General features: G+C 50.4%; 19 protein-coding genes. 18 read left to right on the top strand and 1 reads right to left on the bottom strand.

All coding sequences use genetic code 11. From position 1 onward, the window contains the following. The first annotated feature begins 11 nt into the window (after nt 1-11). The 14 genes from CGC65_RS22910 (at nt 12) to CGC65_RS22845 (ending at nt 16,556) form a co-directional block, all read left to right on the top strand. Nucleotides 12-1,703: a hypothetical protein gene (locus tag CGC65_RS22910; protein ID WP_105105466.1), complete on the top strand. Its 1,692-nt coding sequence runs from the start codon at nt 12-14 to the stop codon at nt 1,701-1,703. Then, nucleotides 1,684-5,283 carry an N-acetylmuramoyl-L-alanine amidase family protein gene (locus CGC65_RS22905; protein WP_002568655.1) on the top strand — a complete coding sequence of 1,200 codons (3,600 nt, stop codon included), beginning with the start codon at nt 1,684-1,686 and terminating at the stop codon, nt 5,281-5,283. The genes CGC65_RS22910 and CGC65_RS22905 overlap by 20 nt, the downstream gene beginning before the upstream one ends. Nucleotides 5,284-5,335: 52 nt before the next feature. After that, on the top strand, nt 5,336-6,166 hold the full coding sequence (locus CGC65_RS22900; RefSeq protein WP_002568654.1) for a formyltransferase family protein: 831 nt from the start codon (nt 5,336-5,338) through the stop codon (nt 6,164-6,166). A gap of 5 nt (nt 6,167-6,171) precedes the next feature. Beyond that, nucleotides 6,172-7,821, top strand: coding sequence for a PP2C family protein-serine/threonine phosphatase (locus tag CGC65_RS22895; RefSeq protein ID WP_002568653.1), 1,650 nt, complete (start codon nt 6,172-6,174; stop codon nt 7,819-7,821). Further along, complete coding sequence (locus tag CGC65_RS22890; RefSeq protein ID WP_002568652.1) at nt 7,818-8,225, top strand: ATP-binding protein; 408 nt, start codon at nt 7,818-7,820, stop codon at nt 8,223-8,225. The genes CGC65_RS22895 and CGC65_RS22890 overlap by 4 nt, the downstream gene beginning before the upstream one ends. A 45-nt stretch (nt 8,226-8,270) precedes the next feature. Next, nucleotides 8,271-9,179 (top strand): hypothetical protein, encoded by a 909-nt coding sequence (locus tag CGC65_RS22885; protein WP_002568651.1) that lies wholly within the window; start codon nt 8,271-8,273, stop codon nt 9,177-9,179. Beyond that, nucleotides 9,176-9,814, top strand: coding sequence for a hypothetical protein (locus CGC65_RS22880; protein WP_002568650.1), 639 nt, complete (start codon nt 9,176-9,178; stop codon nt 9,812-9,814). Before CGC65_RS22885 ends, CGC65_RS22880 begins: the two co-directional genes overlap by 4 nt. Beyond that, nucleotides 9,802-10,428, top strand: coding sequence for a PrsW family glutamic-type intramembrane protease (locus CGC65_RS22875; RefSeq protein ID WP_002568649.1), 627 nt, complete (start codon nt 9,802-9,804; stop codon nt 10,426-10,428). Before CGC65_RS22880 ends, CGC65_RS22875 begins: the two co-directional genes overlap by 13 nt. Nucleotides 10,429-10,536: 108 nt before the next feature. Beyond that, nucleotides 10,537-11,109 (top strand): ATP-binding cassette domain-containing protein, encoded by a 573-nt coding sequence (locus CGC65_RS22870; RefSeq protein ID WP_002568648.1) that lies wholly within the window; start codon nt 10,537-10,539, stop codon nt 11,107-11,109. A gap of 172 nt (nt 11,110-11,281) precedes the next feature. Continuing rightward, entirely contained in the window at nt 11,282-13,177 is a 1,896-nt protein-coding gene (locus CGC65_RS22865) for a hypothetical protein (RefSeq protein WP_002568647.1), read from the top strand. A gap of 282 nt (nt 13,178-13,459) precedes the next feature. Continuing rightward, nucleotides 13,460-14,164, top strand: a complete 705-nt coding sequence (locus CGC65_RS22860) for a DUF2848 family protein (RefSeq protein ID WP_227124152.1) — start codon at nt 13,460-13,462, stop codon at nt 14,162-14,164. Between the two features lie 51 nt (nt 14,165-14,215). Beyond that, nucleotides 14,216-14,620 carry a cupin domain-containing protein gene (locus CGC65_RS22855; RefSeq protein WP_002568645.1) on the top strand — a complete coding sequence of 135 codons (405 nt, stop codon included), beginning with the start codon at nt 14,216-14,218 and terminating at the stop codon, nt 14,618-14,620. A 51-nt stretch (nt 14,621-14,671) separates the two neighbouring features. After that, entirely contained in the window at nt 14,672-15,436 is a 765-nt protein-coding gene (locus CGC65_RS22850) for a carbon-nitrogen family hydrolase (RefSeq protein ID WP_002568644.1), read from the top strand. A gap of 16 nt (nt 15,437-15,452) precedes the next feature. Then, complete coding sequence (locus CGC65_RS22845; RefSeq protein ID WP_002568643.1) at nt 15,453-16,556, top strand: PTS sugar transporter subunit IIC; 1,104 nt, start codon at nt 15,453-15,455, stop codon at nt 16,554-16,556. A gap of 94 nt (nt 16,557-16,650) precedes the next feature. On the opposite strand, the gene CGC65_RS22840 is transcribed toward CGC65_RS22845, so the two are convergent. Beyond that, a complete protein-coding gene (locus CGC65_RS22840; protein WP_002568642.1) occupies nt 16,651-17,577 on the bottom strand; it encodes a LysR family transcriptional regulator in 927 nt (308 codons plus the stop codon). A gap of 113 nt (nt 17,578-17,690) precedes the next feature. Between CGC65_RS22840 and CGC65_RS22835 the strand changes: the two genes are divergently transcribed. Genes CGC65_RS22835 through CGC65_RS22820 form a run of 4 tightly spaced genes read left to right on the top strand, consistent with a single transcriptional unit; the run spans nt 17,691 to nt 20,408 of the window. Next, complete coding sequence (locus tag CGC65_RS22835) at nt 17,691-17,879, top strand: 4Fe-4S dicluster domain-containing protein (RefSeq protein ID WP_002568641.1); 189 nt, start codon at nt 17,691-17,693, stop codon at nt 17,877-17,879. Between the two features lie 2 nt (nt 17,880-17,881). Continuing rightward, a complete protein-coding gene (locus CGC65_RS22830; RefSeq protein ID WP_002568640.1) occupies nt 17,882-19,012 on the top strand; it encodes a 2-oxoacid:acceptor oxidoreductase subunit alpha in 1,131 nt (376 codons plus the stop codon). After that, nucleotides 19,012-19,824, top strand: a complete 813-nt coding sequence (locus tag CGC65_RS22825; RefSeq protein ID WP_002568639.1) for a thiamine pyrophosphate-dependent enzyme — start codon at nt 19,012-19,014, stop codon at nt 19,822-19,824. Before CGC65_RS22830 ends, CGC65_RS22825 begins: the two co-directional genes overlap by 1 nt. After that, entirely contained in the window at nt 19,824-20,408 is a 585-nt protein-coding gene (locus CGC65_RS22820) for a 2-oxoacid:acceptor oxidoreductase family protein (protein WP_002568638.1), read from the top strand. The genes CGC65_RS22825 and CGC65_RS22820 overlap by 1 nt, the downstream gene beginning before the upstream one ends. The last annotated feature ends 18 nt before the right edge of the window (nt 20,409-20,426 follow it).

Here is a 20,426-nt window from a genome sequence, read left to right as displayed (position 1 = left end):
GGAGAGCCGCGATGCGTATTTACAACAGAAAGAAACGAGCTATTAGTTTGGTAATGGCCATTATGGTAATGAGCAGCAGCATTCAGATAACAGGCCTGGCAGAGGGCGAAAAAGAGGAAGGAAAGAAAATAATTATTTCCGAGTTCCAGGAACTGCCGGAGGAACTCTCCTCCATGAAGGTGCCTGAAGGAACCAGCCAGGAGGAATTTGAAAAGCTGTTTCCCGATACTTTGATGGTAAAGGCATACCGGGATGATGCTGAGAAACAAAAACCGGAACAGCCAACGTCAGCCGTAACACCGACCGTACCGGATGGGGTCCAGAAACCGTCAGAGGGGGAGATGCCCGAAGGTAACCTGAATCCATCGGAGGGAGAGAAGCCGGGAGAACCCCAGAATCCGTCGGAGGGGGAGACTCCGGGAGAGAATCAGAGTCAGCCGGAAGGTGAGAAGCCGGGAGAGAACCAGGGGCCGTCGGAAGGTGAGAAGCCGGGAGAGAATCAGGGGCCGTCGGAGGGAGAGACACCGGGAGAGAACCAGGGGCCGTCGGAAGGTGAGAAGCCGGGAGAGAACCAGGGGCCGTCGGAAAGTGAGATGCCGGGAGAGAATCAGGGGCCGTCGGAAGGTGAGAAGCCGGGAGAGAATCAGGGGCCGTCGGAAGGTGAGGAGCCGGGAGAGAATCAGGGGCCGTCGGAAGGTGAGAAGCCGGGAGAGAATCAGAATCCGTCGGAGGGAGAGGATCCGGGAGAGAACCAGGGGCCGTCAGAAGGTGAGACACCGGAAGGAGACCAGAGTCCGTCGGGAGGAGAAAAGCCGGAAGGGAACCAGAGTTCGTCAGAAGGAGCGGTGCCGGAAGGCAACCAGGATACATCACATGGCGCATCAGCAGACAGTGGCAGCTCTGATGATTCCGGGGCTTCCATATCTACATCTACCGGCAATGCTGATGGCTATGACAGTACGGATAATAATGATTTTGGAGATTCTGTTGTGATTATGGGCCAGATGGTACCATGGGCAGGTCTGCCGGAGAATGCAGATACAGGTGCGGATGTTACTGAGAATGACGGTAAAACGGGAAGTATTGAAGCATATACAGAGACCGCAGCGGAAAAGGTAAATGTAAAAGACGGGAATACAGAGTCCGGGAATACAGAGAACAGTAACACAGAAGAAACGGATAACCAGTGGACTGAGATAACGGTGAAGGCGTGGGAACCGGATGAGGGAGAATACGCTTACTCCCCCGAGGATGAAGCAGGAACCACCTATTGCTACATACCCGTTATAAGCAGCCGTTATGATATGGATACAGAGCTGCCAATGATTTTTATAGAAATTACAGATGCTGTGATTATATACCCTACTTCCGCCATGGAATCTGTTTATGAGAAAATCCAAGCGCTTCCGTCAGCGGAGGAAATAGTGGAGTTGGTTGAGCGGATAAGTGTGGCCACGGCATCCCAGATTCCCGATATCCAAGGAATAATGGAGCAGGAGAAAGAAGCAAAGAAGGCATATGATGCGCTCAGCCAGGATGAGAAGGATGAATTTGATTCGGAGCTGTACCGGAAGCTGATGGACCTGGACACATTTTTCAGCAATATGAAACTGGTGAATACGATAGAGGAACAAGTTATCAGCATCAGGGTTGATGGCGGTATGGAACTGACTGGAAGACGCTTTGAAGGATCAGACTTCTGACAATATTCATTCCCTGGAGATTCTGGGAGGTACTTTTTCGGAAAGTGATTGGCATTATCTGCGGAATATGGTATCACTCCAGACATTTATTATGAGTGATTCAGTAGAAAAAGAAAAGATAGCAGATATGCCGGACGTTTCGTCTGGTTCCATCTTTCCGAAGACCATTTGTTCTGTGGAATTGGGTCAGGCAGCACGTATAGGTCAAAATGCATTTAACGCATGTGGACAGTTACATGAATTAACCGTGCCGGAGAGTGTAACCTCTATTGGGAGCAATGCACTGGGGACCGGCAGCAGGCTGGTGGTTTCTCTGCCCCGGAATACAGGGGTTCCTGAGGGGATTGCAAATAGTATCACAGGATCCGGTTCTGTTATTATCAGAACGGATCAATTGGAACTGGGCAGAGCGTTGTATGATGTATGCAAGAGTGAGTATCCCCGTATCAAAGTCACATTTTCTTCAGACCTGAGCCATGAGCTGGAACCTGTGGAGACAGAGAATGGTGTTCTATCATTCCGGCTTTCTGCATCAGCAGACAATTACGATGTACATGGAATAAAAGATGGTAAGAATGTACAAACCACCTACAGTAACAACGGATATTACCTGGGGGTCTGCGCAGGTAAGGAACCTACAAAATTTTCGGACTGCACGTCCATTAAAAATTTGGAACGTGAACCGGTTTTTGTTGAGCTGAAATCAGGAGAGATATTGGCAGCAGGGATTTCCGCTGATTTTGTGAGCGACGGAAAATATCTGAAGGTGACTCATACCCTGGTAAATGTATCAGATAAGACTATGGAACGGGTATGTATTGGGGTAAATGCAGATATTCAGATTGGAAGCAATGACGCAGCATCTATTTACAGAACCGGAACGGGATTTAGGATGGAGGATCCAGGCAGTCAGCAGCAGTTTTCACTGGCATGTAAAAAGGCGCCGGGGGCGGATGATATATCTACCATGTGGTTTGGATACTATAGCGACAGACAGAGTAATCAATTTAACGATACCAGTGCAGACGATCTAATCGGAAGTGACAGCGGCCTGGCCTTCTCATGGAAAGATATGGAGCTCTCCCCGGGCGAACGTATTACGCGTTCTGTTCTTTTCTCAGTTGGGGAAATTGCGGACCCGCCTGTACTTTCAAAAGACCCGTTCAGCTTTACGCTGGAGGCAGAAGGAAAAAAGAGCATTAAGGTAGATGCCAGGGTTACGGATAAAGCAGGGCGGACTGATTCCATTTACTATACCATTAAAAAGGACGGGCAGCCCCAGCAGGAGGAGAGGAATCTGGCCAGTGTACTGGCTGACGGCAGCGAGAAGACCATCACAGGGGTGATTGGGGAAGCCGAGTTCCCGGATGACGGTACCTACATTGTTAATGTATGGATTATGAATGACGCGGGCGCTATCAGCGAGGCTGTAACAAGAGAAATAGTCGTTGAAAACGGACAGATTACAGCGGGTATCGACGGTGCTGCGCCGATAGTGGATGTAACGGTTACCCTGTCAGCGCCTTCTGACCTGGTCTATTCAGGGGAGGAAAAGGCAGCTTCTGCTGTTTCTGCTGGGGCGGACCTGACGGAAGAAGATTACACCGTAAATTATACCCGGACCACAGACAGCGGGCAGTCCGTACCGGTCGGCCATGCGCCTGTCAGCGCAGGCTCTTATACTGCCGTATTCGCGCTTACGGAGAGCGGTGCGCAAAAATATGAGCTGACGGAGGATTCTGTCACTGCCATATCTTATATCATCAAACCTAAGCCGGTTTCCATAACAGTATCAGGGCGCAAAGTATATCAGTCGGATCCCATTGGCGACAGCGGCTTTATAGTTACATGGCCGGGAGATGAAGGCCTTACAGATGCTGTAAAAGCATCCATCAGGTCAGCGCTTATTGTTTCCAGCGAGGGCAATGCAAAGGAGGCCCCGGCGGGAAGCTATGATATAAGAATCACGCAGATTCAGGTCAATGGAGATGCGGACAATTACCAGGTAATGCCGGAAGTCATACCAGGCGGATTTTTAGTGGAGTCAGTACACAATCCTGTACTCAGCCTGTCAGCGCCCAAGGATATCACCCCAAACAGCGCCATGCTGGAGGGAATCATCTTACTGGGCAATGTACCGTTAAAAGAGGTGACGGTGAGCTATAAAAAAGCCGGAACAGAAGATGGATACCAGATTGTAAACCATGAGCTGAGCCAGGATTCGGACATGGAAATAGTCTCTGTAAAAGCAGCACTGGCAGGACTGGATCCGGAGACGGATTATCAGGTGAAGATGCAGATATCATATGAGGAAAACGGTGGGGGAGGAATAAAAACCCATGAACAATTAGTACGTTTCAGGACTGCCGCCTTAAACGGTCCCCTGGGTGAAATAAGCGGTACTGTGACGGACAACAGCGGTATGGCGGATACATTGATTTATGTAACGCTGGAGCGGGGCAATACGGTCCAGGCCGGGGCAGGTCCCCTTCAGTCACCGGGACAATTCAAATTTGAGGGACTGCCTGACGGATTCTACAATCTGGTAGCTAATAACGGATACTACCGCGTTACGCAGATTGTGGAGATAAAAAGCGGGAACAGTGTGGCCGGTATACAGATGAGCATAGGAAAGACACAAAGCATAATTGAGATTGCCACTGAGGATACTCCGGAAGTTGTGGCCGGCGGATTAAATGAGTTGTTTCACAGTGAATTGTATACACAATCTGACGCAGATGTAGTCAGGGACGGCGGTACTGTGGAGTTCAAGCTCCGGGTTGAGAATAAACCTAGAAATGAAGTGGCCCAGGATGCAGAACGCATTGCCCAGGAGATGGCTCCCGGCGGGCAGGTGGGCATGTATCTGGATTTGCAGGTGTTAAAGACCGTAAAAAATGCCGCCGGAGTGACGGCAGGGGATCATGAGACGCCTGTACCGGACCTGAAAGGCAAAAAACTCACGATTGTGATTCCGCTCCCTGAGGAGATAAGAAACAGGGCGCCCTACTTTGTATATAAGGTCCATGGGGGAACAGTATCTGCTGTGGACAATACGTATCAGGAGGAACATCATACACTGACCATAAGGGCGGATGAATTTTCAACCTACGCAATCGCTTATACCCAGGAAACAGAGGAAACAGCAGGAGCGGTACAGGCTGAACATGACTCAGGTACTGTCAGGGAAGGAAGATGGATGCAGAATGACACTGGATGGTGGTACGCCTACAGCAACGGCACATGGCCAAGCGCCCGCTGGGCATATCTGTATTACAATGGCCGTTACGACTGGTACTATTTCGATCCTAAGGGTTATATGAAGGACGGATGGATTGAGATTGGCGGAAAATGGTATTATCTGCACAAGCTGTATGACGGCAGGCGGGGATATATGTACACGGGTCTGCGGCAGATTGACGGGAAAATCTATTTCTTCGGCAGCGACGGTGTTATGTTCTCCGGCGGATGGAAGAATGTGAACGGACACTGGTGGTATTTTAACGCTGACGGTTCCATGGCAGTGAATGCCGTGGTTGGCGGCTGCAAGGTAAATCAGGACGGTATTATTATAAATTAAGAAGGATATATAAGAAGGATATTATTAAGAAGGATAAAAAAGGAAGGTTAAAGTGAAAATAGTATATTTTGGGTCAGATGTGTTTTTGGACGTTTTTGAATACCTGCATCTGAACCATGAAATTCTGGCGTTATATACATACCACATGGAGGAGGACTATTTTAATGAGCATAATGTAGTCCAGCTTGCCCACATGTCAGGCATACCTGTCTGTTATGGACAGATCACAGAAGATGAGATGCTCTCCTATATGGAAAAGGAGGGCTGTGAATTGTTTTTTGTGGCGGAATACAGCCACAAAATTCCTGTGCCGGATGACAGCCGGTTTTACGGCGTCAACATTCACAGCTCCTTGCTTCCTGAGGGGCGCAGCTACTATCCCGTTGAGTGTGCCATGGAGCGCGGGCTGGGGAGAAGCGGCGTGACCATGCATAAGATTGCAAAGTCCCTGGACCGGGGGGACATCCTGGCCCAAAGGAAGTATGACATACAGCCGGGTAATGACAGCGTGGATATTTATTTAAAGAGCGGGCGCCAGGCCCTTTCCATGGTAAAAGAGCTGATGGAGGATTTTGACAGGGTATGGTCAAATGCCAGGCCCCAGAAGGAGAAGCTTCCCTACTGGAACCGTCCCAAGAAGGAGGCGCTGGCCCTGAATCACAGCATGACGGTGGAGGAAGCCCGAGGGGTGTACCGGTGCTTCAATAAGATGACTACGGTGTGCATAGACGGACGTTCCTGCTATGTGGATGGATTTGCGGCAGGAAGCGTGCTTCTGGGGCAGGATGACAGCCATAATCTGTTTGTCCGTGAAAACAGGGTGCTGTACGGCGTGGCTGACGGGCATCTGCGTCTGGACCTGGTGCCGGTGTGGGAGGAATAGGCGTGATGAGAAGCAGAAAAAAAGGAAAGCTGCAGCTTAAGTTCCTTATAGGACTGATTGCAATGACCGTGGTCCTGATGATAACCCTGTGTCTTGTCATCACACGGCAGTACCGCCGCAGCATGGAATCATATTACACCAAGATGGCCTTTGACCAGGCTAAGATAGCTGCGGAGTATATTGACGGAGACACCATTAAGGACTATGCGCTGACACGAAAGACAGACAGCTACTACGACCAGGTAAGCCGTTATCTCCTGTATATGAAGGAGACTATAGGCATCAAGTATTTTTACGTGGTCATCCCCTGCGAGGACCATATGTACTATATATGGGATGTGGGAAAGACGGGGGAGGAGGGAGTATGCAGACTGGGGGATGTGGACGACTATTATCAGGGCGGCAGGGAAATCATGCGGGGCGCTTATCTGCATCCGGATGGTGAGGACACCATTCTCATAACAGATAATGAGGAGTACGGCTATCTGGCTTCCGCCTATGTGGCTATTCGGGATTCTTCAGACCGGCCAGTGGCCCTGTCCTGCGTGGATATTTCCATGGACATGATTAACAGGCAGATAGGGAGCTTCGCAGCCGCGGTGGTGCTGGTCATCCTGGCAGTCCTCCTTGTCTTTATCGTGGGATATTTTTTCTTTATCCGACAGTCGGTCTTAAGGCCCTTAAACCGCCTGAGTCAGGCGGCGAGGACCATTGTCAGCGAACAGATGGATGACCTTTCTAATTTCCATGTGGACGTAAAGACCGGGGATGAGATAGAGGAGCTGGGGGAAGCCTTCAGCCACATGGCCCATGAGCTATACAGTTATATTGAGAATCTGTCAGCTGTGACAGCGGAAAAGGAACGCATCGGGGCGGAACTGGACGTGGCCACCCATATCCAGGCCAGCATGCTGCCGGGCATTTTCCCGGCCTTCCCAAACCGGTCGGAATTTGATATCTATGCAACCATGCAGCCGGCCAAGGAGGTGGGGGGAGACTTTTACGATTTCTTTCTGGTGGACCAGGGACATCTGGCAGTGGTGATCGCGGACGTGTCGGGCAAAGGTGTGCCGGCTGCCCTGTTTATGGTCATCGCAAAGACGCTGATCAAGGACCACACCCAGGCAGGCGCCACCCCGGCTGAGGTATTCGGCGAGGTAAATGCCCAGCTCTGCGAGAGCAACGAGGAAGGGCTGTTTGTCACCGCATGGATGGGGGTTCTGGAAATTGCCACCGGGCATATGGTTTATGTCAATGCGGGCCATAACCCGCCGCTGGTGCGTCAGGCAGGAGGCAGCTTCGGATACATGAAGCTGAGGCCGGGATTCGTGCTGGCCGGAATGGAGGGAATCCGGTATAAGTCAGGTGAAATTGACCTGTCTCCCGGCAGTACGCTGTACCTCTATACAGACGGCGTCACCGAGGCCGCCAACAGGGAGAATGAACTCTACGGTGAAGAACGGCTTTTGTCTGTGCTTGCCGCTCATGAGGACGCTGCGCCGGAAGAACTTCTTCCTGCTGTAAAGGCGGATATAGACGCTTTTGCAGGGGACGCGCCCCAGTTTGACGATATTACCATGCTTGCATTAAAGCTGTCAGAAAAGTTAAAGCTGTCAGAAAAAAGGGGACAGCCAGCAGAGGAGGGAGCGCTATGATGGAGTTGACGGTACCGGCCGCATTGGAGGAACTGGAGCATGTACAGGAATTTGTGGAACAGGCGCTGGAGGAACAGGGGGTTTCCATGAAGATTCAGATGCAGATTTCCATTGCAGTGGAGGAAATCTATGTCAATATTGCCCGGTATGCATACCACCCCGAAATCGGGCAGGCCACGGTGCGGTGTGCGGTGGGAGGAAATCCCCTGCAGGTAACCATTCAGTTTTTAGACAGCGGCAAGCCATTTGATCCCCTGGCCAAGCCGGATGCAGACACCACCCTTTCCGCTGAGGAACGGGACATCGGCGGACTGGGAATCCTCATGGTGAAGAAGTCCATGGATGATGTTGTTTATGAATACAGGGACGGCTGTAATATATTGACATTGATGAAACGTCTTTGACCCATTGGGCAAAGGAAGAAGGGTCATGAGAGAGGAAGATAAAATATGAAGATAAATATCAGGAAATGTCTGCTTGCCTGCATGGCATCCATGACGCTCATATCGTTTACTGCCTACGGGTCGGAACAGTCAGACCAGGATCAGATTCTAAGGGAAATAGCGGAACGCATTGCCGCCTCCGGGGATATACTGGACAAAATACAGGAAGGCGCTCCGTGGGAGGATGTGCAGAAGCTGGTGGAGGATTTAAAGCCAATGGACGTGGGCGGTCCGGGGCTTGATTCAGAGGAAGGAGAAAGCCGGGGCGCGTCCATGACCGGGGCTATGGTAGGGGCAGGTGGCACGGACTCTGGGGGAGGCAGTTCTTCCAATATAAATCTTGAGCTGGCCAGGCTACAGATACAACTGGCCAACAGCACCAAAGATACCATGACGCCCTATATGAATGAGATAAACCGCATTCAGGAGGATCAGAACAGGGCAGGCAGCTTTTTATCCCAGGCACGGCAGATACAAAAAAGCGCAGAGAGCTCCAGAAAAAGCATTGCCATGCCGGATACGATGAAGTTCTACATGGATACCAATAAGATATCGTACCCCAAGTCAAACCAGGGCCTTCTGTATTCGTCGGACCAGTGGAAGTCTGTTATACGGGGCCTGGAGGATTATATAGAAAAAACCGGCGCACAGGTTCAGTCCCTTATGGTAAAGATGCAGGAGCTTATGGGAGAGTATAACAGTTACAGCCAGGGAGCCTCCTCATCCCTTCAGGGCGGGTATAAGCCCCTCCAGGGCATTACCAGGGGACAGAGCCTTTTTTCCCAGCATGGAGGAGCTGTGAATACAGCGCCCATTGCTACCAGTATGATAATCGGCGTGTTCATCGGAATGGCTGTTATGTGGGGAATTCTCAAAAAGAAAGGTCCGGGATCCGGGAAGGAGGCCCATTCGTGACCGGCCTGAAGCTGGCAGCCGCCCTGGTGTGCGTACTCTACGGGGGATGGGAGTGTATCCGCAGAAAGCAGCCCCTCTTTTTTAAGCTCCTTCTCTACGCCATGGCCAGTTATCTGCTGGGAACCCTGTTCACAGCCGGCTATGCATTGGTCTATGGCCATGAACCGGAGGGATTTCATGTGGGAATATTGGGTTACATGGGAACCTATTTCTTCCTGCTGTCCTCCTACTATGGCGCTATGAACCGGCTGGCGGACGGCGGCGAGGCCAGATACCGGGGATACAGGCTGGCTGCTGCCTCCGGTCCCCTTCTGGTGCTGGTGCTGCTTGCCCACTCGGTGCGGACCCTGGGGGACGGGGCCTGCCTGACCTATGCCCTCCTATGCCTGCCCATTGCCCCGACCCTGTATTTTTCCATCAAGCACCTGATATTGCCGGATGTGGATTTGGGAATCATCCGGGTGATGCGCCCTTACAATGCCTGTGTCATCGTATTCTGCATGGTGCAGGTCCTTTTACAGGCCCCTGCATGTTCTGGTTTGGATATCCGGGCGGCCGGGTCTGTCCTGTCGTCGGTGCTTCTTATGACGCTGCTGCCAATGGCCGAAATGGGGGTGCGCAAATGGTTTATATAATATTTCTCTGCCTGACCATCCCCATGCTTCTGATGCTTCCGCTGCTGGAGATCAGGTCGCGCTGCATAGTGGGTTTTATGCTTCTGGGGACCGTCACAGCCCTGTCCGCCTATGAAATCAATACCATCGTGTATCCCATGACAGGACTGAGCGCCAGAAGCTTTTCCGAGCTGGTTCCGCCCATGACGGAGGAATTGCTCAAGGCAATGCCGGTGCTTTTGTACGCGGTTTTACTGGATGACCGGAGAAACAGGGTGCTCCCGATTGCCATGGCGGTGGGCGTGGGCTTTGCCATTCTGGAAAATTCCATGATCTTAATTGACAACGTGGGATCGGTAACCGTACTGTGGGCCACGGCAAGAGGCTTCTCCGCCAGCCTGATGCACGGACTGTGCACCGTGGTGGCGGGAACCGGAATCACATACGTTAAAAAACAAAAAAAGCTGTTCTACACCGGAACCTTCGGGCTTCTGTCCATTTCCATCACCATGCATGCCCTGTTCAACCTGTTGATTCAGTCAGATTATGATTATATCGGTATGGCTATGCCATTGGTACTCTATGGGCTGATTTACTGGCTGTATAAGGGGCAGAGGGTCCGCCTTCCATTTTAGGGGGCCCGGAGTACAAGACCTGGTGAATCAGGATGCCCGGGTGCAGGTGGAATTTACCGGGAGCACGGAAGCATTCCTGACGAGCCAACATCCGTCCTGGATCCTGCCATGGCGGGTGAGGTGCTTTCCGTCATACGCGCCCTGGCAGGGGAAGGGCTCACCATGCTGATTGTTACCCATGAGATGAAATTTGTCTGGGATGTTTCCTCCCGCATCTTTTATATGGACCAGGGAGAACTATATGAGGACGGTCCTCCGGAACAGATTTTCGGCCATCCAAAAAAGGAGCGTACCAGGGCCTTTGTCAAAGGGCTCGAAGTCTTTGAACAGGAGATTACATCCCGGCGTTTTGACTACATCGAAATCAATACGGCCATTGAGGAATTTGGACGCAGGCAGATTCTTTCCCAGAGGCATATCAACAATATTGAACTTATCTTTGAGGAACTGTGTGTCCAGACACTGCTGGGGCGTATGGGGGATGAGATACGTTTGGGCTTTGCGGTTGAGGTGTCTGAGGCGGATGAATCCTGCCTGGTGACAGTGACATATGGAGGCAATGCATTTAACCCGTTTATGGACTGTGCCGATTCACTGTCCATGGTGCTGCTCTCCAGGATGGTGCGCCAGTACAGCCATCGTTTCCAGAATGGAAACAATCAGATGAACCTGTATCTGTAAGAGAATGCATTACAGATATCATATAATTCCCACCAAGACAGCCTGATATTCCATGCCTTTCCCATTTCAGAATCACATTGCCTGAAATATGTCGGGATGATAAAATGGAAACAGACAGGGCGAATTGGTGGGATTTAAATTGCAAAGGGGGAGCCGGAGTGAAAAGAAAGACATGAAAAGAAAAACATGGATTGCGGTTCTGGTCTTACTATGTTTCATCGCCGTATCAGACGTGAACACAGGCATACTGTCAGGTAAACAGTCCTTCTGTCTGGCGGGACCCATTGCCATTGCGAGAATCGCAGGCAAGGAGGATTTACTGAATTGGTATCAATCAGACAGTGCCAATGGAGGATTCGCCGTTCTTACCGCGGACCTGGTGATAGACGGTAAGGTGGAGCTGGGGATGGAACAGGGGAACGCAGGCCGGAGAAGGGAATTAAACACCAGGGATTTTACCATCCGTATCGCTAATAAAGGGCGGTTGACAGTGGACAACCCGGACCTTTATTTTATGGGAAACAAGGAAATCATGACCGTGGAGAGCGGAGGCAGACTGTCTCTGTCTCAGGGCGGGACATATGAAAGCCTGTATTCCGATCACATCCTGGTCCAAGCGGGAGGAAAATACGAGATTTCCTCCCGTTTTCATCTGGCGGGAGGAATCAGGGATGAAAATAGAGAGCCGGAAACCTCAGATCCGCCCGGCGAAAGCTGGGGAGAGGACGTGCCTGCGGCAAGGCCGCTGCTGCCCAATCCCGACAGCACTGTTCCCACTGTGGCCTGCGCGGAGGGAGAACCGCCGAAAAAGGAGGAGTATCCTGCTTATGACCTTGTGCTTTATCAGGCGGACAATGGGAAATATGAGTGGGCAGAACTACCGGTGCAGTGGGACTTGTCCTCCGTGGATTTTAACCGGGCGGGTGTGTATAGGGTATGGGGAAATTATTCCAAGGAGGCTCTGACAGACCGGAACCTGTGCAACCCAAGCGATCTGCGGGCATCCCTGGACGTGGCGGTGCAGAGCAGAACGTCAATGAAAATAAAAGCGGCAGACATTCTGTCAGCAGACGCGGACGGCTATGCAGTGATGCGGATACGGATTGCGGGAATTCCTGATAATGCAGTGGGACTGTATCTTTATTACAGTTTTGACCAGGTCAGCTATGAGATGGCAGCATGGACAGGGAAAGATGGGGAATATACGAACTACCTGGAACAAAATGCTGCTTCCGGCCAGGCCTATGATTATATTGTCTTTAAATACAACATAGGAAACCGGCCCATATGGCTGAAAATCCAGCTAAAGGTAAGAGATGGGGATGCGGTGCGTACTGTGACTTCCGATCCGGTAAAATGCCAGGTCAGTCTGGTGCCGGAAGCCACAAAGCCGTCGTCTGACAGCGACGGAAGTTCCGGGGGCAACAGAGGCGGAGGCGGACAGGGAACATCCGGAAGGGGCGGTGTGGTTTCCGGGAATGCCTCAGGAGGACCTGGAGTCGGCGGGGTAAACGGCGGCGGGGTAAATGGCGCCGGTGGGGTAGATAGCGCCGGCGGAGGAGAGATGGCAGGAGACCAGGCTGGTATGGGAGAGGGCAGTCCGGGAGGAGCCGGGGTGTGGGGAGGCGGTTTTGGCATTCCTGCCACAGGGCAGCCGGACAGCATCCGGCCGGATACGGCCCGGGTAACGCAAGGGGATGCGTCTGCATCAGACCATCCTGAGTATGGACTTTTTGGGGAACGAAACAGACTGGGCAGAGACGCATATGGAAGGCGGGGGATGCCTGGAGATGAAAACGGAGACAATACGGAAGAAGCCGGTGATGCGCTCCAGGCTAATGCCGGGAAGGTTGAATCAGGGCCAGGGGGAGACGGACAGGAAGGGGGAGAAGGGGACGGTTCTTCTGCTTCCGGCGGCCGGCATGGACGCGTAAAGCGGTTCGTGTATGTTTTTGCAGGCTCTGCCGGAATTCTTCTGAGCGCCAATCTGGGAGTGGGGCTGCTGAAAGGGAGCAGAGGAGAGAGTGGGGTGAAGCGTTTAGTGAGGAAATGGAGGCGGAAAGGGTAGCTGGCCGCTGTGTCCGAACGTACCCTGACGTGGGATAGAATCGACCGTAAAATATTAATAAAAGCAAGGCCCCGGGAGTTTGGCGCTCCCGGGGCTTTTGAATGTATTTGACCCAATATCTGTACTTGCAGGTGGGGGCGTTCAATCGAAAAAAATGAATTATAAATTCAAAACTATCAATTTTACAAAACTGAATATAACCGTTATACTCATATTATAGTTAGTGCAAAAGTTATAAAAAATTAAAAAAATAAAGTAAAAATTTATGGAAAGGTGATGATTATGTTGAAATTCAAAATTCTGGAAAAGGACGGCACTGAAGGAACCATCGAGTTTGAGGAGAGGTACGTTATCAATGCGGGATACACGGGCAGGGACCAGGCCGCTGTGAAAGCTCACATTGATGAACTGAAGGAAGAAGGCATTCCTGCGCCTGACAAGACACCGGTCTACTTCGTGAAGCTCCCCGGTAAAATCACACAGGAGAAGACATTTGAGGTGCTGGATGAGACAGACCACTCCGGAGAAGTGGAATTCGTACTTCTCTGTGACGGGGAATCCATCTATGTGGGAGTGGGAAGCGACCACACGGACCGCAAGCTTGAAGTGGTGGATATACCAAAGGCCAAGCAAATCTATCCAAATACCATTAGCCGTGAACTTTGGCGTTTGGAGGATGTGGCTGGCCACTGGGATGATATTATAATCCGAAGCTGGGTAATAAACAACGGAGATAAGAAGGTTCTCCAGGAAGCAAAGCTGACAGCTATGCTGGATCCGATGGATCTTTTGGAACGGGTAAAAAAGCTTCTTAAGAATCCGGATGACACACAAGGACTTGTTATTTACTCAGGAACCGTTGCAGCATTATTTAAGGCTGACTACAGCCTGTATTTTGAAAGCGAGCTGGAGGATCCGGTTCTTGGAAGAAAGCTGAACAATGTATATGAACTGAATTGTGTCTCTTCTTGGTATAAGGGCGACTGATTCAGTCAGAAATAAGAGAATAATATAAAAAAATCAAAGGAGGATTTTACTATGGCAAAACAGGAGTATGAAATCAGGGATGTGGATTTATTTGGAGAGTGGCGTTTGGTAGAGGGCGGTTATAATGGGACAATGGAGAAGATTCTCTCATATGACCCTGAGACTGGCAACTATACCCGCCTCTTAAAGTTTCCGCCTAAGACAGATATGCCGGAAGTACTGACCCATGATTTCTGTGAAGAGATTTATGTTGTGGATGGGTACCTGACAGATACCAAAAAAAACCTGACCATGTCAAAAGGCTACTATGGTTCCCGCCTTCCAGGAATGCTGCATGGTCCCTACAGCATTCCTCTAGGATGCACAACAATGGAATTCCGTTACCAGGATCCCGGCAAGCCCATTGATCCGGAATGCAGCCTCCTCAAATTAAAATTGGGTGGACCAAGGGAATAGGGAATCTGCCCGGATACAGCCGGAGAAGGGCTCAGGAGGTAAAAGTAAGGTATGAAAGTTGCAATTGTACAATTTGCGGTTAATGATGAAGAAAGTAAGGAACAAAAAATTATCCGTATGGAAGGTATCCTGGATAACTTAAAGGGAACTGACCTTATCGTCCTGCCGGAACTGTGGAATATTGGTTTCTTTGCTTATGAGGAATATGCAAAGCAGAGTGAGCTGCTTACCGGTCCCACCTTCAGCAGTCTGGCAAGGAAGGCAAAAGAATTGGGATCCTATATCTTTACAGGAAGCATTTCTGAACAGGATGGGGATAAGTGTTATAATACAGCCGGCCTGATAGACCGGGAGGGAAGACTGCTGGGTACATACCGGAAGATGCATCTTTTCGCAGCCGAACGCCAGTATATGGAACGCGGTGACAAGCCGGTGGTTATTGATACTGAATTTGGCAAAATAGGTATGAGTATTTGTTACGACATCCGCTTTCCTGAGCTCTTTCGCAAGGAGGTGGAAATGGGAGCTGAAATATTGGTTAACTGCGCAGGATGGCCATATCCCCGTGTGGAGAGTTGGAATATGCTGCATCCGGTACGGGCAATGGAAAACCAATGTTATATGCTGAGCTGCTGCTGCGCCGGTGCCAGCCGCGGCAACCCGTTTATCGGCCGTAGCATGGTGATTGATCCCTGGGGAACAGTCCAGGCGGCGGCAGGTAATATGGAAACAGTGGTAAAGAGTGAAATATTCCCAGAACAGCTGGCAGGCATCCGCGAAACCTTTACTGCGCTAAAAGACAGGCTTTTATACTAGAAGGGGGAAAATCATCTTGGAAGATTCAAAGGCATCAGCAGGTAACATTCAAACCTATTTAAAAGAACAAAACATAGAACTCACCTTTGACCGCATTGTTATCCAGGCAATGAGCGGAATGGCTCAGGGACTTTTTGCCTCTCTTCTGATTGGCACAATTATTGGTACAATCGGAAAGTTCATACCTGGGTCAGTGGGTGAATTCTGCAAGGGGATATCCGGATATACAGGGCAGATGCAGGGAGCTGCCATGGCTATGGCCATCGGTTACGCGCTGCAATGTCCGCCATATGTCCTGTTCTCCCTGGCTACGGTGGGATTTGCAACCAATGCACTGGGCGGTGCCGGCGGTCCGTTGGCAGTATACTTTGTCTCGCTGATTGCAATTTTTTTTGGAAAGCTGGTATCAAAACGCACAGCGGTGGACCTTCTGGTTACTCCAACGGTCACCATTGTTGTAGGTGTTATGGTGGCAAATTTTCTGGCGCCTCCCATTGGAGCCGGCGCATCCGCAGTGGGATATATGATTATGTGGGCTACGGAACAGCAGCCCCTGCTTATGGGGGTGCTGGTGGCAACCATTGTTGGTATTGCGCTTACGCTGCCCATCAGTTCCGCTGCAATCTGCGCAGCTCTCAGCCTTGTGGGGCTGGCCGGAGGAGCGGCGGTAGCCGGATGCTGTGCCCAGATGGTGGGACTGGCAGTATGTTCTTACCGGGAAAACCGTGTTAATGGTCTGTCTTCCATTGGATTAGGCGCTGCCATGCTCATGTTGCCGAATATTTTAAAGAAGCCTGTTTTGTGGCTGCCGCCTTTAATTACCGGGATGATTACCGGTCCTATAGCAACCTGTGTATTTCGCCTGAAAATGAATGGTACACCAATCTCATCCGGAATGGGAACATGCGGACTTGTGGGTCCAATCGGTGTGGTGACTGGCTGGTTCTCACCAGACCAGGCAGCGGTATTGATTAATGAGACTGCAATCTCACCGGTATTAAAGGACTGGATTGGACTTGCTTTGATTTGTTTTGTTCTTCCTGCCCTGCTATCCTTTGTTATCTCCGAGTTCATGAGAAAAAAAGGTTGGATACAACAGGGAGATTATACACTTATGTAGACAAGAGTGTGTTTGTGAATAAAAGAAGAGGGAAGCCCGGGAAGGTCGTAAGAACCCAGGGCTTCCTGCTTTTTGTCGTAAAGGGAATGATGCATTACGGATGCTGGCGGACCCCATCATCTAACCGGTCGATTTCAGACCAGTATTCCTGGGTCAGTTGGATGAGACCAGCCATCTGCGGCGTTAGATATTTGTTTTTGTGATAACAAATGTGTACATGAAAGGGCAGCTCATAATCTGTTATGGGAAGAACTGCCACTTTTCCGCTAAGGAAAGCGGAGCGGACAAGATGTTCCGGTAAAAACGATATGCCGAGATTTTGGCGTACTAAGTTGATGATGATGCTGGAACTTTCAGTCTGGATTACAGGGCATAGCTCTATACCCAGGCTTCGGGCCTTTTTGGTAAGTTCCTGACGCAGGAAAGTAATCTCACCGGTGAGAATCATAGGTTCCTCAAGGACTTTGGCCAGAGTGACCTGCTTCATCTGTGTTATGGGGTGCTCCGGCGCACTGATGAACACAGAGGATTCGGCATGGCTGCAGGCACACACACAATCCGACATGCTGATTTGGTCACCCATGGCAAAAATCAGGTCCACTTCATTACGGCGCAGCATTTCAAACAGAGGTCTGGTGACGGCAGGATAAATTTGGATTATCACATTTGGAAAACGTTCCCTGTATTTTTTAATATTAGTCAGAAGCAGGGAATTCATGATAGACTCCACAATACCAATCTTCAGTGTTCCATGTATTTCAGAAGGCGCTGTCAGACTGATGGAGGATATCTGCTCCTGAATCTGAAGGATTTGGTTGACATAGGGAATGACCTGCTGGCCGTAAACAGTCAAAGAGACACGGCGTCCAACATGCTCAAACAGGGAAAATCCCATCTCTGCTTCCAGCTGCTTGATCTGCGTCGTTATGGTGGACTGCGCATAGCCGAGCTCCTGGGCGGCTTTTGTAAAGCTTCCTAATTCTACCACGCGCAGAAAGCTATAGAGATTCCGAAACTCCATATTCACACCTCTATTTATCAATTTTTTTGAATTATAATTTCTATTATATCAATTTTACAAATAAAAAGCAATCACCTATAATGAAAACAAGAAATAAAAAAGGAGGCTTTAACTTGAGTACGATTACAATAAATCAGAAATGGTGCAAGACATGTGGAATCTGTATAGCGTTCTGCCCCAGGCATGTATTTAAAATGAATGAGAATGGGTATCCATATCCGGCCAGGCAGGAAGACTGTATTGGATGCAGGCTTTGTGAACTGCGCTGTCCGGACTTTGCAGTAAAGGTTGAGGAGGGATGATTATGGGAGAATTAAGGTTTATGCAGGGCAATGAGACGATGACTGAGGGAGCAATTGCCGCAGGTGCCAGGTTTTACGCCGGCTACCCAATCACCCCATCTACTGAGGTGGCTGAGACTTCGTCCATCCGCCTGCCCCAGGTGGGTGGGGTGTATATACAGATGGAAGACGAGATCAGCAGCATGGCAGCCCTGATTGGAGCGTCCTGCTCCGGAAAAAAGTCTTATACCGCCACCAGTGGTCCCGGCTTGTCGCTTATGCAAGAGAATCTGGGGGTGGCTGTGTTGGGTGAGATACCGTGTGTCATCATTGATGTACAGCGTTCAGGTCCAAGTACAGGTCTGGCCACCAAACCGGCTCAGGGGGATGTACTGCAGGCGCGCTGGGGTACCCACGGCGATCATTCCATGATTGTGCTTTCGCCATCCTCGGTACAGGATTGCTTTGACCTGATGATTACAGCTTTTAATTATTCGGAGCAGTACCGCACTCCGGTCATATTTCTTTCGGATGAGATTATCGGCCATCTGAGGGAACAGGTGATTATCCGCAGCCCGGAGGAAATCAAGGTAGTGGAGCGGAGACATCCGGATTGTCCGCCGCAGATGTATAAGCCATATGACCATACTGAGGGGTTGGCGCCTCTTGCGGCTTATGGAAGCAAGTATGTATTTAAGGTAAATGGAAGCATGCATGATGAAATGGGGTATCCCTGTGCCAGACCGGACAATGCAGACCGGATGATCCGCCATCTATCAGATAAGATTGAGTCACACCGTGATGAAATTGCTATTACCCGTAAGTATGCAATGAAGGACGCGCAGTACGTCATCATTGCCTATGGCGGCTCAGCACGTTCCGCTCTTGAGGCCATGAAGAAAGGCCGCAGTCAGGGAATACCCATTGGTGTTCTGCAGCTGGTCACAATCTGGCCGATAGCGGAAAAGGATATAAGGGAAGCTATGGAACAAGCTGAGGCGGTGGTGGTTCCTGAGCTGAACCTGGGACAGTACATTGGTGAAATACGTATGAGGAACCCGAAACATATTCCGGTGGAAGGTGTAAACCGTGTGGATGGAAAGCCCATTGAACCGGCTGACATCTTGAAGAAAATAGAGGAGGTTGCAAGATAATGCTGCAGGATTTTTTATTAGAGGAAAAGCTTCCGCATTTTTGGTGCGCAGGCTGCGGGAACGGCATTGTATTACATGCAATTCTGAACAGTATAGACAGACTGGGCTGGACCTGCCAGGACACGGTCGTTGCCACTGGTATCGGCTGCTGGGGCAAGGCGGATGACTATGTGAAGACAAACACATTCCATGGCACCCATGGACGGGCTCTGGCATTTTCCACCGGAATCAAGCTGGCTAATCCCAGATTACATGTACTTACACTGATGGGGGATGGGGACGGCATAACCATAGGAGGAAACCATCTGATCCATGCGGCACGCCGAAATGTGGATGTGACTGCCATCATGGTCAATAACTTAAACTATGGAATGACCGGCGGACAGTATTCAGGCACCACCCCAAAGAACGCAATTACAAAGACATCTCCTTACGGGCATGTGGAACAATCCTTTGATGTCTGCGATGTTGTGAAGGCGGCAGGCGGAAGTTTTGTGGCCAGGGGAACTGTGGTTGACGCGGTCCAGCTGGAACGTCTGATTGAACAGGCCATGTCCCATAAAGGGTTTTCCTTTGTGGAGGTCATATCACCCTGCCCTACGCATTACGGACGCTCTAATAAGTTGGGAAAGGCGCCTGCCATGATGGAATGGATAAAAGAAAACACAGTTTCAGATGCAAAGGCAAGTTCAATGAATCGGGAAGAACTAAAAGGAAAATTTGTGACCGGCATTATGGAAAACCGGGAACAGGAAGACTACAGCACTGCTTACCAGCATGTGATTGATGAGTTGAAGGGAGGGGAAGCGTGATGGGAAAACAGAATGAGATAATTATTAGCGGTGTAGGAGGACAGGGACTGATTCTGTGCGGGACCCTGATGGCCCAGGCAGCCGTGCTTCATGACCACAGACAGGCTACACTTTCATCCGAGTACGGTGTGGAAACCCGGGGGACCTTTGCAAAGTCAGATGTCATTATCAGTGACCAGGAGATATATTTTCCCGATGTGACAGAACCGGATATAATTGTCTGCCTGGCCCAGACAGCCTATGAGCGGTATGCAGGCAAGTATGGGCCGGAAGTCCTGATTATTTATAATCAGGATGAGGTGGCGGCGGACCCGGCGTACAGCGCTTCCCAGCAGGGAATAGATATCACAAAGATATCCAGGGAGCTGGGCAATACGGCAGTGGCCAATATTGTGACTTTGGGAATCGTGGCAGGAGTTCTGAAGGTGGTGACAGCAGAAGGAGTCTTGAACGCAATCAGGGAATTCTTCGGCAGCCGCGGGGAAAAGACAGTTGCGTTAAACATCAGGGCATTTGAGACAGGATATGAAATAGGAAGAAATATGGACGGGTGCCACAGCGGGCCGGTACCACTGTGTGGTTGAATGAGATAAGGAGGCGTT

This window comes from Enterocloster bolteae, from assembly GCF_002234575.2.
Taxonomy (GTDB): domain Bacteria; phylum Bacillota; class Clostridia; order Lachnospirales; family Lachnospiraceae; genus Enterocloster; species Enterocloster bolteae.
Note: the sequence above shows the minus strand (reverse complement) of the source record. Positions and strands in the feature narration are given on the sequence as shown.